The sequence below is a fragment of the Mycobacterium sp. 852002-10029_SCH5224772 genome, assembly GCF_001667315.1.
Classification (GTDB): domain Bacteria; phylum Actinomycetota; class Actinomycetes; order Mycobacteriales; family Mycobacteriaceae; genus Mycobacterium.
The window spans coordinates 76,572-91,865 of record NZ_LZHT01000135.1; the positions used below are offsets into that span (position 1 = coordinate 76,572).

Here is a 15,294-nt window from a genome sequence, read left to right on the forward strand (position 1 = left end):
CGCGTTTCGGTCAGCGTTTGCGGGTAGCCAGGAAGCGCGTAGCCGCGGCGACGACGTTGATCACGGCGACGATGATGATCAGCGTCAGCGCCGCACCCCAGATCCGCAGGAAACCGGCGTGTTCGGGGTTGGTGAGTTCGGTGTAGATCAGCAGCGGCAGCGAGGCCATGTTGCCGTGGAAGATGTCGAAGTTGATCGACCGGCTGTAGCCGACCAGCACCAGCACCGGCGCGGTCTCGCCGATCACCCGCGCGATGGACAACAAGATGCCGGAGACGATGCCGGGCATCGCGATCGGAAAGACGATCCGCACGATGGTCTTCCATTTCGGCACACCCAGCGCGTAGCTGGCCTCGCGCAGGTCATCAGGCACCAACCTCAGCATTTCCTCGGCGGAGCGCACCACCACCGGCAGCATCAGCAAGACCAGGGACAGCGACACCGCGAAGGAGCTCTGCTGGAAGCCCAGGGTGGCGATCCAGAGGCTGAAGATGAACAGCGCCGCGACGATCGACGGGACCCCGGCCAGCACGTCGACCATGAAAGTGGTCAACCGCACCAGGCGGCCAGTGCCGTATTCGACCAGGAAGACCGCGGTCATCAGGCCCAGCGGCACGGCCAGGGCGGCGGCCACCCCGGCCTGCACCAGCGTCCCGTACAGCGCGTGGTACACCCCGCCGGCAAACTGTTCCGGCAGCACGCCGCGCAGCGAGTGGGACCACCAGTCCGACCGCGTCACGGCGTACCAGCCTCGTTCGACCACGACCGACAGCACCCAGAACAGAGGCACCAGCGCGACGAGGAACGAGGCGAGGAAGAAGGTCGTCGCGGCGCTGTTGGTGATCCGCCGCCGGAAGCTGAGCGGCCTGAACACCTCGGCCTTGACCGGCCGGTCATGCACGTCAACCGTCACGAGCGCCGCTCCCGGCTTTGCGCGTCATCCGTTGACCTTGCCGCCGGCGATCGCACGCGCGAGCGCGTTGACGATGAACGTCAGGACGAACAGCGCGAATCCCGCCGAGATGTAAGCGCCGGTGGGCAACGGCGCGCTGAACTCCGCGGCCGCCGACGCGATCTTCGAGGCGAACGTGTAGCCGCCGTCGAACAGCGACCAGTGACCCGGGCGCGCGGCCGAGCGCAAAATGATCAGCACCGCGACGGTCTCGCCCAGCGCACGACCCAGCCCCAGCATCGACGCCGCGATGACGCCGCTGCGGCCGAACGGCAGCACGGTGATCCGCACCACCTCCCACTTGGTGGCGCCCAGCGCCTGCGCCGCCTCCATCTGGATGTGGGGGGTCTGCCGAAAGACTTCGCGCGAGACGGAGGTGACGATCGGCAGGATCATCACCGAGAGCACGACGCCGGCGGTGAAGATCGTGCCGCCGCCGGCCAGCGAAACGTTGCCCTGTTTGAACAGGAAAAACCATCCCAGGTGGCGGTTGAGAAACGCCGCCACCGGCTCGATCCGCGGAGCGAGGACGAAGATCCCCCACAGCCCGAAGATGATCGACGGCACCGCGGCCAGCAGGTCCACCACCGCGCCGAACGGGCGCGCCAGGCGCTTCGGCGCGTATTGGGTGAGGAACACGGCGATACCGACCGCGATGGGAACGGACAGCACCAGCGCGGTGAGCGAGCTGAGCACCGTGACCATGAGCAGGTCGCGGATACCGAAGGCGAGGTGGTGGGCGCTGGTGCTGAACTCAGCGCTGGTGAAGAAGTTTGCGTGGTTGACGCGCAACGACGGGAGGGCGCGCAACAACAGGAACACGGCGATCAGCAGGATCGCGACCACGATCGTCGAACCGGCGGTAGCGGCGGCCAGCTTGAACAGCCGGTCGCCCCGCCGCGCTACGCGTGCACTCAACGCCGTTGATGCCGGCTCTTCCGCGGTCGACGGGCTGGTTGCTGTTCCTCGTGTCACGACCACCTCAGGCTATGTGATGGCGTTGATGGAAGCAGCCAGTCTCGCCTTGAACGCGTCGGGGATCGGGATGTAGCCATTGTCGGCCAGGCCGTTCTGCCCGGCGCCGAGGGTGCTTTGCAGGAACCCCCTCACCGCCGTACCGACCCCGGAGTCGGGGTACTTCGAGCACACGATCTCGTAGGTCGCCAGGACGATCGGGTAGGAGCCGGGCTGCTTGGGCTTGTAGAACGACAGCGTGTCGAGCACCAGGTCGCTTCCCTGGCCGGAGATTTTGGCCCCAGCAATCGTCTTGCCCACCGACTCGGTGCTGATCGGCACCGCATCCGGGCCGGCCGAAGTCACGATCTTGGCCATGGTCAGTTTCTGCGCCTGAGCAAACGACCATTCGTTGTAGGTGATGGATCCTTCCGTGGCCTTGATCGCCGCCGACGTGCCGTCGTTGCCCTTGGCTCCCTCACCGACGCCGCCCTTGAAGGTCTTCCCGGCGCCCTTGCCCCACGCCCCGTCCGCGGCGGCGTCGAGATATTCCTGGAAATTGTCGGTGGTGCCCGACTGGTCGTTGCGGAAGACGACGTGAATCGGCTCGGCGGGCAACGTGACACCGGCGTTGAGCGCTTGGATCGCGGGGTCATTCCATGTCGTGATCGCGCCGTTGAAGATCCTGGCGGCCGTGGGTCCGTCGAGGCTGAGCGAATCGAGGCCCGTCACGTTGTAGGTGATGGCGATCGGGCCGAAAACGACCGGCAGATTCCACGCCGGCGAACCGCAACGCTGCTGCGCGGCGGCGTACTCGTTGGCCGCCAGCGGTGAGTCCGAGCCACCGAAATCGGTTTGATTTCCGGTGAATTCGCTGATTCCCGCCCCCGATCCGTTGGCCGTGTAGTTCAGCGTCTGGCCCGGGCAGGCCTGTTCGAACGCATTGACAAAGCGGGTCATCGCGTTCGCCTGGGCCGTCGACCCGCTGGCCTTGAGGGCCTGCTTGCCGCCGCAACTCACCTTGCTCGACGTCGAACCGTTCGGCCCACCGGCCCCAGTCGCGTTGTTATCGCTTCCGCAGCCCGACAACGCCAGCGCACCAGCACCCAGGACACTCAGCACGGCGCCAAATCGGTTGAATTTCAATGCGTTTCCTTACGGTCGGGATGACACATGATCGCGGCCGGCCAGTGGCCACAGGTCGCCGACCAGCCCGTCTCGCAGCTATGAAACTAACAGTAACAAGGTGAACGTTCAGCAAATTGTTCGGCGCTCTCCGCTGAACGCCGTGACGCCCGGCCGCGGCGTGGGCGAAAGCCCACCATGACGTCGCGTCGTCGGCGATCACCAGCAAAGGATTCGACCTGCCCGCCGAGTGACACGGCGACCGGCTCGTCAGGTCGGGCGATGGCGTTGATGACTCCGGCACCGGGAGTACTCGTCGTCTGCCAAGCCATCCTGGTCGGCGCCGATGGCGCTTTGCATGAGGGCGTTCACCGCGCGCGAGTCGCTGACGCGACCGCGGCGGGGCAGCGCAGTGACCGGCAGGCCGCATCGCCTGGGACGACGAAAAAGTAGAACTTGTTCTAGAAATGTCCGATCCGAGGCGGCGCGGCTTGCTACGGTGTCGGCTGACACCGAAAACAGGAGAGGCCGCAATGATCCTTGACAGGTTCCGTCTCGACGACAAAGTCGCCGTCATCACCGGTGCAGGCCGTGGCCTCGGGGCCGCCATTGCGTTGGCCTTCGCCGAGGCAGGCGCGGATGTTCTCATCGCCTCGCGAACTGAATCTCAACTAGAGGCCGTCGCCGAACAGGTCCGCGCCGCCGGGCGCCGGGCCCACATCGTGGCCGCCGACCTGGCGCATCCCGAGTCCACCGCAGAGCTGGCCGGTCAGGCCGTCGAAGCCTTCGGCAAACTAGACATCGTCGTCAACAACGTCGGTGGAACCATGCCCAACACATTGCTGACGACCTCGACGAAGGATCTCAAAGACGCCTTCACGTTCAACGTCGGCACCGCCCACGCGCTGACCCTCGCGGCCGTGCCGTTGATGCTCGAGCACTCCGGCGGCGGCAGCATCATCAACATCACCTCAACGATGGGCCGGCTGGCCGGACGCGGCTTCGCGGCCTACGGCACCGCCAAGGCCGCGCTGTCGCACTACACCCGGCTCACCGCGCTGGATCTGTGCCCGAGGATTCGTGTCAACGCGATCGCACCGGGATCGATCCTCACCTCCGCGCTCGACGTGGTGGCCTCCAACGACGAGTTGCGGGCACCGATGGAGAAGGCCACGCCGATGCGCCGTCTCGGCGATCCGGTCGACATTGCCGCTGCCGCAGTCTATTTGGCCTCCCCGGCGGGCGACTTCCTGACCGGCAAGACGCTCGAGGTCGACGGCGGCCTCACCTTTCCCAATCTCGACATCCCCGTCCCGGATCTGTGACCCACGACCGCTAAGGAGCACGTCATGCCCATCCCCGTCGTCCAACTGGGCACCGGCAACGTCGGTATCCACGCGCTGCGGGCGCTCATCACCAATCCGGGGTTCGAACTGAAAGGCGTCTGGGTGTCCTCGGACGCCAAGGCCGGTAAAGACGCGGCGGAACTAGCCGGCCTCGCGGAGTCGACCGGTGTGCTCGCCAGCACCGACCTGGACGCCGTACTCGCCACCGGGCCCCAATGCGCCGTGTACAACGCGCTGGCCGACAACCGGCTGCCCGAGGCGCTCGAGGATTACCGGCGCGTGTTGGCGGCCGGGATCAACATCGTCGGCAGCGGCCCGGTGTTCTTGCAGTATCCGTGGCAGGTGATCCCCGAGGAGATGATCAAGCCGCTGGAAGACGCCGCGCGCGAAGGCAATTCAAGCCTGTACGTCAACGGCATCGATCCCGGCTTCGCCAACGACCTGCTGCCGCTGGCGCTGGCCGGCACCTGCCAGAGCATCCAGCAGATCCGGTGCATGGAGATCATCGACTACGCCACCTATGACAGCGCCGCGGTCATGTTCGACGTGATGGGCTTCGGTAAGCCACTGGACGACATTCCCATGCTGCTGCAGCCCGGTGTGCTCAGCCTGGCCTGGGGTTCGGTGATCCGGCAAATGGCGGCGGGCCTTGGTATTTCACTTGACGAGGTCACCCAGTCACACGTTCGCGTACCGGCCCCCGAGGACTTCGACATCGCCTCGGGTCACATCGCCAAGGGCACCGCCGCGGCGCTGCGCTTCGAGGTGTCCGGCGTGGTCAACGGCCAGCCCGCCGTCGTCCTCGAACACGTCACCCGGCTGCGCGAGGACCTGTGCCCCGAGTGGCCGCAGCCCGCACAGCACGGCGGCTCCTACCGCATCGAGATCACCGGTGAACCGTCCTACGCCATGGACATCTGCCTGAGCAGCCGCAAGGGCGATCACAACCACGCGGGATTGGTGGCCACCGCGATGCGTGTCGTCAACGCGATCCCCGCGGTGGTGGCCGCCCCGCCGGGAATCGTGACGACTCTCGACTTGCCGCTGATCACCGGCAAGGGGCTCTACCTTCCGGAGTGAGCCGCGGGGCCAGGAAACGCGACCGCCGCTGCGCGTGCCGTCAGGATGTTCGACTAACCTCACTTTCTTATTCGGTGAAGTGAATCGAGGTCGGCACGTTGGCGCAGCGCACCCAGGGCTCGCTCAAGGGCAACTGGTATCTGCTCGGCCCGGCGTTCGTCGCCGCGATCGCCTACGTCGACCCGGGAAACGTCGCGGCCAACGTCAGCGCCGGTTCGCAGTACGGCTACCTGCTGCTATGGGTGATCGTCGCGGCCAACGTCCTCGCGGGCCTGGTGCAGTACCTGTCGGCCAAGCTCGGGCTGGTCACCGGGCGCTCGTTGCCGGCCGCCCTGGGCAGGCGGATGAGCCGTCCACTGCGGCTGGTGTATTGGGCGCAGGCCGAACTCGTGGCGGTCGCCACCGACGCGGCCGAAGTCGTCGGCGGGGCCATCGCCCTGCACATCCTGTTCGGTTTGCCGCTGATGGTCGGCGGGCTGGTCACCGGCGTGGTGGCCTTGCTGTTGCTGGGCATTCAGGACCGACGCGGGCAGATCATCTTCGAGCGGGTCATCACCGGCTTGCTGCTGGTCATCGCGATCGGGTTCGCGGCGAGCTTCTTCGTCAAGACGGCGCCTCCCCACGACGTGTTCGGCGGGCTGGTGCCGAGATTCCGCGGCACCGAGAGCGTGCTGCTGGCCGCCGCCATCCTGGGGGCCACCGTGATGCCGCATGCGGTGTACATGCATTCGGGCCTGGTCCTGGACCGGCACGGGCATCCCGACGACGGATCGCATCGCCGCCTGCTGCTGCGCATCACCCGCTGGGACGTCGTCCTCGCGATGGCGGTCGCGGGCACGGTGAACGCCGCGATGCTGTTGGTCGCCGCGATCAACCTGCAGGATCGCAACGTGAGCGCCTCCATCGAGGGCGCCTATGCCGCCATTCACACCACGCTGGGCGCGACCATCGCGGTGCTGTTCGCGATCGGTCTGCTCGCGTCGGGTCTGGCGTCCTCGTCGGTGGGCGCCTACGCCGGCGCCATGATCATGCAGGGGTTGCTGCACCGGTCGATTCCCATGGTGGTGCGGCGAGTGGTCACCCTGGTGCCCGCCCTGGTGATCCTGGCGGTCGGATTCGACCCCACCCGCGCACTGGTCCTGTCCCAAGTGGTGCTGTCGTTCGGAATACCTTTTGCGGTGCTGCCTTTGATCAAGCTGACCAGCAATCGCGACCTGATGGGTGGCGACGTCAATCACCGCATCACGACGATTCTTGGCTGGGGCGTCGGCATATTGATTAGTCTGCTTAACATGGTGCTCGTTTGGCTGACGGTGACCGGCTGAATGCCGGCCCTGCGGCATCTGTACTTCGCATACGGCTCGAACCTGTGCGTGAGGCAGATGGCGCGGCGCTGTCCCGACGCCGCCGATCCGCGGCCTGCGGTGCTGGCCGATCACGACTGGCTGATCAACCAGCGCGGCGTGGCCACCGTCGAACCGCTCGCCGGTAACCACGTGTACGGGGTGGTTTGGCAGATCTCCGACGGTGACCTGGCGACGCTGGACAGCGCCGAGGGTGTGCCGGTGCGCTACCGCCGCGACGAGATGACCGTGCACACCGACGGCGGGCCGGCGCCGGCGTGGGTCTACATCGACCACCGGGTGACGCCGGGGCCCCCGCGCCCGGGCTACCTGCCCAAGATCATCGACGGCGCCACCCAGCATGGGTTGCCGCAACGCTGGGTCGACTTCCTACGCCGCTGGGACCCCGCGGGCTGGCCTCGGCCGAAATCGGCGTCAGCGACCGCACTTGCGCCACAGTCGCTTTCAGCGTTGTTGAGCGAGCCGAGGATGAGCGAGAGCAGCCAATTGCGTTCGCGTTTCGGCTTTCTCGCCATCCATGGTGGCGGGCTGGAAGAGATGACCGATGTGATCGCCGAGCGTGCCGCGGAGGCCGCCGGCGCTTCGGTGTATGTGGTGCGTCATCCCGAACGCTATCCGCATCACCTGCCGTCGGCCCTGTTCGATCCGGCCGAGTCGCCGCGGCTCGCCGAGTTCCTCGACCATGTCGACGTCGCGGTGTCGCTGCATGGCTATGGCCGCGACGGTCGCAGCACCCAACTGCTGGCCGGCGGCCACAACCGGGAATTGGCCGCCCACTTGGCCCGTCACATCCGGCTGACCGGTTACCAGGTGATCACCGACCTCGACGACGTTCCACCGGAATTGCGCGGCCTGCACGCGCGGAACCCGGTGAATCGGGTGCGTGAGGGCGGAACGCAGCTGGAGCTCTCGGCGCGGGTCCGGGGGATCAGCCCGCGCAGCCCGCTGCCGGGCGATGACGGTTTGTCGTCGGTCACCAGTGCCCTGATCCAGGGGCTGGCGGACGCCGCTCGTAGTTGGTCAATGTCGTCGGATCGTTAAACGGAGGTTGTTGGTGGCCAAGGATTTTCGCTTCGGAATGAGCATGCGGTTCTTCAAGTCGCGCGAGGCGCTGCTCGACAAAGCCAAACGTGCCGAAGACGCTGGCTTCGATATTCTTTGCGTGCCCGACCATTTGGGCGCGGCGGCGCCGTTTCCGACCCTGACCGCGGTCGCGATGGTCACCACGACGCTGAAGCTGAGCATGTATGTGCTCAATTCCGCGTTCTACAAGCCGGCCCTGCTCAGCCGGGACATGCAAGCTCTGGATCTGCTCAGCGACGGCCGTCTCGAGATCGGGCTCGGCACCGGCTACGTCCGGGAAGAGTTCGAAGCGGCCGAGATCCCCTATCCCAGCGCCGGCGCCCGGGTCGACTACCTCGAGCACATGACGAAGTACTTGAAGGAACACCACCCGTCGACGCCGCTGATCATCGCCGGAAATGGTGACCGGGTGCTGACCATCGCGGCCCGCAACGCCGACATCATCGGATTGACCGGCTCTAAGGTCCGCGACGTCGAGGACTCGTTCGCCGAGCGGGTCGACTTCGTCCGCAACGCCGCCGGGGATCGGTTCGATTCACTCGAGCTGAATCTGGCGATCACGGCGATGCCGCGCGCCGGCGAGACTGAGCCCGATTTGAAGCTGACCCGCAGCTACGCCCCGGACCTGTCCGATGAGGAGATCCTGTCCCAGCCCTCGGTGCTCAGCGGTTCCCCCCGCGAGATCGCCGACACGTTGTGCGCATACCGGGAAAAGTACGGTGTGTCGTCCTTCACCGTGCAGGACAACAACATCGAGAACTTCTCGAAGGTGATCGCCGAACTGCGCTGACGCCGTATCTTCTCGTCTTCGAGAACCGGGACTGCGACACAACCGGTTATCGCGCCACCTAGAGCGCACCGCAGCTGGCTGTGACCCAGCGCAGCGGATCGAGGCAGCGAAACGGTGCGATCCCGCGCGGGTTGAGCCGATTGCATTCCGGAGGCTGGCCGAGCGCCGACACCACGAAGTAACGGTGGTTGAGCCGGATCCCACTCGGCCTTTCAGATGATGGGACCTCGGGCTTTCGAGAGTTAATCGGGTGTTCGAAACCAGTCATATGGCGTGATTACTCAAGATTGCTTGGCCGACAATATATTTGGAAACCAAACGGCGCATCCAGTCAACGGAAGCGGCTCATGTTCCCGATACACGATCGTTGACCGCACCGGCGAGGTTGGGCAGATGTTCGTTCATCGAAGCGGGACGGTCGGCGCCGAAGTCAAGGGCACCAGACTTCCCAATCTGTAGACGTGGGTGCCGAAGACCACCGGTGAACGGTAAGTCACCGCCACCTCGCCATGAGGCTCATTGACGTGGATGATGGTCACATATGCGGTCAGCCCGTCGGGAGTCTTGAACCACGTTCCTTCGCGAAGCGTCTCAGCCGGTATCTGTTCAGCGGACATTTTGCTTCCTCCCTCGCCACGTCGGGCACGATCGCCAGAGGCACTCATGACGCCCGACCGTCGACGACGCCGGTATTGGCACCCCGCGTCTTGGCATCGAAGGACAAACCACACGGTTTACCCACTCACTTCTCGCGCTGCTGGGTCGATCTGACGTGACGAGCGGGGTGCACCCGCGTTGTCGACGGTGAAACGCAGGGGTCGCGGCTAATGGTCATCTACATTCTGACTTCAAAGAGCTACCGATGTTTCAATAATGAAGGTTACTTTTAGAGTCTGATCCGCCAGAGTGCGATTCGTCAAGATGTATTAATGTTAGAACCGACACACGAATATCAGGTACGAGCGGTCGGCCGCGTCGCATACACACGAAAGGCGCTGGGCACCAACGGCATGGCGACGACAGACCTCGATGACAGCACCCAGATGGGTTGCTAGCCGCCCATTCAGCGGACAGGCGGTCAGCACATGGCTTTTAACTTGGGCACCAGCTCGTCCCCGACGCGACGAATGAACCCGACAGGGTCCGGATCGCCGGGGAGCGGACCGACGTGGATCAAAGCGATGCCCAGCTTGATGTAGTGCTCGACAGTTTTGAGGTAACCGTCAAGGTCGCGGAAAGGGTCGGCAAATACACCTACGGTCTTCCGGATCTCGGCGGGATCACGGCCCACCGCGTCGCAATGACGCGCCAGCACATCGATCTTGTGCTCGAGTCCGTCCGATGTCAGCACCGCACCGTTGCGGTTCCACACGTCGGCGTACTGCGCCACCAACCGCAGTGTCTTCTTCTCGCCCCCACCGCCGATCAGGATCGGGGGGCGTCGAATCGGTTTCGGCTCACAGATCGTCTCAGCCAACTGATAGTGCTTGCCGACATAGGGCCCGTCGTTGTCGCTCCACATCTGCCGGCAGATCTGCAGCGTTTCCTCCAGCATCTCAAATCGCTGAGCTAGCGGTGGATACGGAACGCCCAACGCGACGTGCTCGCGTTCGTACCAGGCGGCTCCGAGACCCAACATCGACCGGCCTCGCGAGAGGACATCGAGGGTGGTGATTGTTTTGGCCAGCACTCCGGGATAGCGGTATGTGACGCCGGTGACCATCATCCCCAATGCGATCTTCTCGGTCTGCCCAGCCAAAAAACCGAGTGCCGTGTAGCCCTCGAGGCAAGGATCCTGTGCGCGTCCGACCTGCTCCATCTGAAAGAAATGATCTTGCACAGTGAAGATCGTCGCACCGCCGTCTTCGGCGGCCTTGGCTGCCAGCGCCAACGTCGAGCTCAGCTTCGACGGATCGCCGGGCAGATAATCGATAAAGTGTATGCCCAATTCCATTGGGGTTCTGGTCCTTTCAGTCCCCTTCGTACTAGCAATATTCATCATTTTTAGAGACCCACCATGCTAGGCCGACCGCGGGCCGCATCTGGTGTCCCCAAGCCGCGACCACCCCAACTTTGTGTATCATCAAGCATTATTATTTTTAGATTTTGGATCCTTTGACCAGGTTCGTCAAGATCCGCTGGTGTTAGATTGGCTATATGGATGTCAGTGCAGGCGATGGCCTTGATGCCGTGCCCGGGCTGAGCAGCCTGGACGATCCCATCCGACGCCGCCTCTACGAATACGTCGCCTCGCGTGACGAGCCGGTGGGGCGCGACGACAGCGCGAAAGCCGTGGGCATCAGCCGCACGCTCGCCGCCTACCACCTCGACAAGCTGGCCGAGGCGGGGATCCTGGCCGTGAGTTATGCGCGGCCCTCCGGCCGGTCAGGTCCCGGGGCCGGGCGTCCCGCCAAGCGATACGCGCGTACCCAACAGGAATTGTGGGCGAGCGTGCCACCGCGCAACTATCGGTTGTTAGCCAAGCTGCTCGCCGAAGCCGTGGACGCCGACGAGTCGGGAAAGGTTGCCTCGGCGCTGGCGGCCGCGGCACGCCAGGCCGGCCGGGCCAGCGTGGCAGACAAGGGTATGAACGATGCGCTGCACGTGTGCGGGTACGAACCTGCTCCGAGAGCCGATGGCGACATTGAATTGCGTAACTGTCCTTTCCATTTTCTGGCGGGCCAGTACCGCGAGTTGGTGTGCGGTCTCAACCTGCAACTGATCCGCGGCATGCTCAAGGCGACCGGCGAGAGCCCTGGGCGGGCGGTGTTGGCGCCGCGTGAGGACCGATGCTGTGTCGTGTTGCGTGCCCAACGGAATGGGGCCAAGAAACCGTCCCGCCGCGGACGCAAACCGGCACGGCAGCAGACACGAAACCACGACGGGTAAACCGTAAGCCGACAGTGCAAAGCGCAACGGCCTTCACAACCACGAATGCCGCACCCCGAGGAGATTCCGCATGAACGTCCCGCCGTCTCGAGCCCTCGCTCTGGCGATTGAACCCTTCGCCGGACAGGTGTACTTCTCCCCGGAGTGCCACCAGGGCTATGCGGCACTGGGATTCGGCCCCAGCCCGGGCAAGGCGGGCGAAGTCGAGATGCCCGACGGCCCCGCCTATTTCTGCAGCCGCGGCTCGGTGATGGGGCAGGTGCCCGGCGCGGTGATCGCCGCGGCTTTCGGGGTATTCGACCCGGCGGCGGTGATACCGGCGGTCAATTACGGCTGGACCCTGACCGACGCACAGACGATCTGCGCGGCCCGCACCGACGGTGCGGTGCAGCAACTTCGGCGCATCCTCGGCGCCGCGCCGGAGGGGCTCGACCGGGCGGTCGAACTGCTGCACCGGGCGACCGAGCGGCTGTCCCTAGCCGGCAATCCGCTGTTCTCCGGTTTGGTCGCCCAGGGCCTGCCCGGTGGGCCGCTGGCCGACGCGTGGCGATTGGCCGACCAGTTGCGGGAATATCGCGGCGATGTCCACGTCAACGCCTGGACCACCGCCGGTTTCGATGCGGTGGAGATCGGCCTGATCACCGAGCTCTACTGGGGGGTGCCACCGCGCAGCTATGTGCGCACCAGAGCCTGGAGCGACGGGGACCTCGATGCGGCCGAGCAGCGGCTGCAGTCGCGGGGGCTGGTCCGCGACGGCGCCTTCACCGACAGCGGACGGACCGCCCGCGAGGCGGTCGAGGTGACCACCGACGACGGGTGCGCCCCGATCATTGCCGCCCTCGGTGACGATCTCGACGAACTGCTTCGCATCGTGGGCGGGTGGTCCGCACAGATCCAGGCCGCGGGCGGTTACCCGGCCGGACCGCAAGACCTTGCCGCACTGGTCAACACGGGCCGGGAGTGATCATGCCCGACTTGTTCAGTCCGTTCGGGCTCAAGGATGTGACGCTGCGGAATCGGATCGGGATGTCGCCGATGACGATGTACCGGTCGGTGGACGGCAAGATGAACGATTTTCACCTGATGTATCTGGGTGCGCGGGCCGCCGGTGGTTTCGGGCTGATCTTCGCCGAGCAGGTGGCGATCGCGCCGGAGGGTCGCACCTCGGTGCACTGCGCCGGGATCTACGACGACGACCAGATCGAAAGCCATGCCCGGGTCACGGCGATGGTCAAGGACATGGGTGCGGTGCCCGGGATTCAGTTGGGCCACACCGGGCGCAACGGCAGTGAGGTCAAGCCGTGGGTGGCCGGGGAGTTGGGGCGCCAATTGGCGCCGGATGACCCGGAGGGCTGGCAGGTGGTGGGGCCGTCGGACGTTCCCTACGGTTTCGGCAAGCGGACCTATCCGGTGCATGCGCTGACCCGCGAGGAGATCGGTGCGGTACACCGGCAGTACGCCGAGGCCGCCGCCCGGGCCCTGCAGGCCGGCTACCAGTGGCTGGAGCTGCATTTCGCACACGGCTATCTGGCCTCACAGTTCTACTCGCCCCTGGCCAATCACCGCACCGACGACTACGGCGGCAGCCTGGCCAACCGGGCCAGGTTTCTCCTCGAAGCGCTCGACGCGGTGCGGCAGGTGTGGCCCGAGCGGCTGCCGTTGACCGCCCGGCTGGGCTCTGATGACTTCCATCCCGGCGGGGTGACGTTCGAGGAATCGCTGCAGGTGATGGGCTGGCTCAAAGAGCACGGCCTGGATCTGGTCGACCTGTCGATGGGCGGCAACACCGACGATGTGCGCGATCCGTTGTTCCTGCAGCCCTCGGCGTGGGTGGAGCGAGGCGCGCGAGCCCGCCGCGAGGTCGGCATCCCCGTGGCGGTCAGCTGGAACCTGGGTGTGCCCGCCGACGCCGACCGGGCGATCCGCGACGACAAGATCGACGTGGTGCTGCTCGGCCGCCCGGCGCTGGCCAACCCGCACTGGCCGGTGTGGGCCGCCCGGGAACTCGGCGTCAAAGCCGAGTTCTTACTGCTGCCGGAGGACTGGAGCTGGTGGCTGCAGGCTTCAAGTGCGTTCCAACCGAATATCGGCTGGCCCGAGCCATCGAATAACAAACCACATTCCTCGAACGCCCTGAGATGAATAGGAAATAAAAGAACATCTGACAGGGGTGAAGTCATGATTGGCGCCGGTGCGATGAAGGAATGGTCGTGACATGACGGCGATAACCGAACGCGACATCGAGACCAACGGGAAAGTGCTGCACACCGAGGATGCCGGCGACTGGCTGCAGCAGGAGCGACCGAGGAGATCAACCGATTGCTGCTGGATTTCCTGGCCGGTGCGAAGCACAGATCATAGAACTCAAAGACGGCCAAATCTTATGTATTTCCACGCCCGCCAATTGGAGTTGATGAACTCGTACACACGAATCAGTGAACAATCATTCAAGTTGCAGTCTGAAAAATTTAGCGAGGTGATCTGAGTCGATGTTGCGCACGCGATTCACCGAGATGTTCGGCCTACGGTACCCGGTCATGTCCGCGCCGATGGCGATGCACAGTGGGGCGACGATCGCCGCGGCGGTCTCGTCGGCGGGCGCATTGGGTTCATTCGGAGGCATGAACCCGAAGGGACCGGACTGGATCGACACTCAGGTGACGGCGATCCGCGCTCAGACCGATCGTCCTTTCGCGGTCGGCTTCATCACCCCGTTCCTGGGCTTTGGCGCGCCACTGTTCGATGCCGCCCTGGCCGCGGCGCCCCCGGCCGTCGTCTTCTCCTTCAGCGACCCGAAACCGTGGATCGGGCGGGCGGCCGCCGCCGGAGCCCGCACGATCTGCCAGGTCCAGACGCTCGAGGACGCGGATCGGGCGGTGGAGGCCGGCACCGACGTTCTCGTCGCGCAGGGCACCGAGGCCGGTGGACACACCGGGACGATGGCGTTGCTGCCGCTGCTGTCCGCCGTGGCCACCCGGCATCCCGATGTCCCGCTCCTCGCGGCAGGCGGCATCAGCGGCGGACGCACGTTCGCCGGCGCGCTGGCCGCCGGCGCGGACGGAGCCGTGATGGGCACCGCCTTCCTGGCCACTCCCGAGGTGACCGAGGTCCGTGACGCGCACAAGAAACTCATCGTCGCTTCCGATGGCACCGACACGATTCGCACTCGCGCCTACGACATCGTCAGCGGCCTGCCGTGGCCGCGCTCCATCGGGGAACGCGTGCGCCGCAATCGGTTCACCGACGAGTGGGCGCTCCGGGAAGCCGAGTTGGAGCAGCGCCGCGAGGAGATGGCCGGCGAAAATCCGTTCCTGGTCGACGAACCCAACCCGGAGACCGATCCGATCGCCTACGGGCAGGGTGCCGCATCGATCGACCCGATACGTCCCGCCGCCGAGGTGCTGGAACGGATCTGTGGTGAGGCCGAACAGATCTTGCGATCCAGGGCGTCATCAATACTCACCTAAGCCGAATCCGGTGTGGCCCAACGGAGATGAAGAGATTCGATGGCCACCGTCAGCACCCCGCACCACCTTATCGACCGAGCCAAGCGGCGGCTGACTCCGACGGTCAACACCATCCCCGGCATGGGATGATCGAGAAGCGACTCTGGACCGGGTGGCCGCCCCGTTCGTGACGAACTGGCCCATCGACGACCCGAGATTCCTCGTCTACCCGGCGATCAACGAACCGCCTCATCGGACTCACCAA

General features: G+C 65.3%; 15 protein-coding genes. 10 read left to right on the forward strand and 5 right to left on the reverse strand.

The window, feature by feature from the left end; genetic code table 11:
• Positions 1-10: 10 nt before the first annotated feature.
• From pstA to pstS, 3 genes are all read right to left on the reverse strand, one after another.
• Positions 11-913, reverse strand: coding sequence for a phosphate ABC transporter permease PstA (gene pstA, locus A5775_RS23970; protein WP_067258256.1), 903 nt, complete (start codon positions 911-913; stop codon positions 11-13).
• A gap of 24 nt (positions 914-937) precedes the next feature.
• Complete coding sequence (pstC, locus tag A5775_RS23975; protein ID WP_369827913.1) at positions 938-1,870, reverse strand: phosphate ABC transporter permease subunit PstC; 933 nt, start codon at positions 1,868-1,870, stop codon at positions 938-940.
• Positions 1,871-1,939: 69 nt separating this feature from the next.
• Positions 1,940-3,052: a phosphate ABC transporter substrate-binding protein PstS gene (gene pstS, locus A5775_RS23980; protein ID WP_067258263.1), complete on the reverse strand. Its 1,113-nt coding sequence runs from the start codon at positions 3,050-3,052 to the stop codon at positions 1,940-1,942.
• A gap of 512 nt (positions 3,053-3,564) precedes the next feature.
• Between pstS and A5775_RS23985 the strand changes: the two genes are divergently transcribed.
• From A5775_RS23985 to A5775_RS24005, 5 genes are all read left to right on the forward strand, one after another.
• A complete protein-coding gene (locus tag A5775_RS23985) occupies positions 3,565-4,356 on the forward strand; it encodes an SDR family oxidoreductase (RefSeq protein ID WP_067258268.1) in 792 nt (263 codons plus the stop codon).
• A 24-nt stretch (positions 4,357-4,380) separates the two neighbouring features.
• Positions 4,381-5,457 carry a diacylglycerol kinase gene (locus tag A5775_RS23990; protein WP_067258273.1) on the forward strand — a complete coding sequence of 359 codons (1,077 nt, stop codon included), beginning with the start codon at positions 4,381-4,383 and terminating at the stop codon, positions 5,455-5,457.
• Positions 5,458-5,540: 83 nt separating this feature from the next.
• Positions 5,541-6,782 carry an Nramp family divalent metal transporter gene (locus A5775_RS23995; RefSeq protein WP_197512906.1) on the forward strand — a complete coding sequence of 414 codons (1,242 nt, stop codon included), beginning with the start codon at positions 5,541-5,543 and terminating at the stop codon, positions 6,780-6,782.
• Positions 6,783-7,862: a poly-gamma-glutamate hydrolase family protein gene (locus A5775_RS24000; protein ID WP_067258279.1), complete on the forward strand. Its 1,080-nt coding sequence runs from the start codon at positions 6,783-6,785 to the stop codon at positions 7,860-7,862.
• A gap of 7 nt (positions 7,863-7,869) precedes the next feature.
• Positions 7,870-8,694: an LLM class F420-dependent oxidoreductase gene (locus A5775_RS24005; RefSeq protein ID WP_082953152.1), complete on the forward strand. Its 825-nt coding sequence runs from the start codon at positions 7,870-7,872 to the stop codon at positions 8,692-8,694.
• A gap of 401 nt (positions 8,695-9,095) precedes the next feature.
• On the opposite strand, the gene A5775_RS24010 is transcribed toward A5775_RS24005, so the two are convergent.
• The gene (locus tag A5775_RS24010) at positions 9,096-9,311 is read right to left on the reverse strand and encodes a hypothetical protein (RefSeq protein ID WP_067258283.1); all 216 of its coding nucleotides are present in this window, start codon (positions 9,309-9,311) and stop codon (positions 9,096-9,098) included.
• Between the two features lie 461 nt (positions 9,312-9,772).
• Complete coding sequence (locus A5775_RS24015) at positions 9,773-10,648, reverse strand: LLM class F420-dependent oxidoreductase (protein WP_067258286.1); 876 nt, start codon at positions 10,646-10,648, stop codon at positions 9,773-9,775.
• A gap of 203 nt (positions 10,649-10,851) precedes the next feature.
• Here A5775_RS24015 and A5775_RS24020 point away from each other — a divergent pair, with 203 nt between their 5' ends.
• The 5 genes from A5775_RS24020 (at position 10,852) to A5775_RS24035 (ending at position 15,050) form a co-directional block, all read left to right on the forward strand.
• The gene (locus A5775_RS24020; RefSeq protein ID WP_067258289.1) at positions 10,852-11,583 is read left to right on the forward strand and encodes a metalloregulator ArsR/SmtB family transcription factor; all 732 of its coding nucleotides are present in this window, start codon (positions 10,852-10,854) and stop codon (positions 11,581-11,583) included.
• A 70-nt stretch (positions 11,584-11,653) separates the two neighbouring features.
• Entirely contained in the window at positions 11,654-12,547 is an 894-nt protein-coding gene (locus tag A5775_RS24025; protein ID WP_067258292.1) for a hypothetical protein, read from the forward strand.
• A gap of 2 nt (positions 12,548-12,549) precedes the next feature.
• Positions 12,550-13,725 carry an NADH:flavin oxidoreductase/NADH oxidase gene (locus tag A5775_RS24030; protein ID WP_067258599.1) on the forward strand — a complete coding sequence of 392 codons (1,176 nt, stop codon included), beginning with the start codon at positions 12,550-12,552 and terminating at the stop codon, positions 13,723-13,725.
• Between the two features lie 73 nt (positions 13,726-13,798).
• A complete protein-coding gene (locus A5775_RS25610; protein ID WP_156660833.1) occupies positions 13,799-14,068 on the forward strand; it encodes a hypothetical protein in 270 nt (89 codons plus the stop codon).
• A gap of 4 nt (positions 14,069-14,072) precedes the next feature.
• Positions 14,073-15,050, forward strand: a complete 978-nt coding sequence (locus tag A5775_RS24035) for a nitronate monooxygenase family protein (RefSeq protein WP_067258296.1) — start codon at positions 14,073-14,075, stop codon at positions 15,048-15,050.
• The last annotated feature ends 244 nt before the right edge of the window (positions 15,051-15,294 follow it).

Excerpts from the sequence above, each read along its gene's own strand:
- A5775_RS24035 (WP_067258296.1), top strand. The coding sequence starts at position 14,073 with ATGTTGCGCACGCGATTCACCGAGATGTTCGGCCTACGGTACCCGGTC.
- A5775_RS23985 (WP_067258268.1), top strand. The coding sequence starts at position 3,565 with ATGATCCTTGACAGGTTCCGTCTCGACGACAAAGTCGCCGTCATCACC.
- A5775_RS24025 (WP_067258292.1), top strand. The coding sequence starts at position 11,654 with ATGAACGTCCCGCCGTCTCGAGCCCTCGCTCTGGCGATTGAACCCTTC.
- A5775_RS24000 (WP_067258279.1), top strand. The coding sequence starts at position 6,783 with ATGCCGGCCCTGCGGCATCTGTACTTCGCATACGGCTCGAACCTGTGC.
- A5775_RS23990 (WP_067258273.1), top strand. The coding sequence starts at position 4,381 with ATGCCCATCCCCGTCGTCCAACTGGGCACCGGCAACGTCGGTATCCAC.
- A5775_RS24015 (WP_067258286.1), bottom strand. The coding sequence starts at position 10,648 with ATGGAATTGGGCATACACTTTATCGATTATCTGCCCGGCGATCCGTCG.
- A5775_RS24030 (WP_067258599.1), top strand. The coding sequence starts at position 12,550 with ATGCCCGACTTGTTCAGTCCGTTCGGGCTCAAGGATGTGACGCTGCGG.
- A5775_RS24020 (WP_067258289.1), top strand. The coding sequence starts at position 10,852 with ATGGATGTCAGTGCAGGCGATGGCCTTGATGCCGTGCCCGGGCTGAGC.
- A5775_RS24010 (WP_067258283.1), bottom strand. The coding sequence starts at position 9,311 with ATGTCCGCTGAACAGATACCGGCTGAGACGCTTCGCGAAGGAACGTGG.
- A5775_RS25610 (WP_156660833.1), top strand. The coding sequence starts at position 13,799 with ATGACGGCGATAACCGAACGCGACATCGAGACCAACGGGAAAGTGCTG.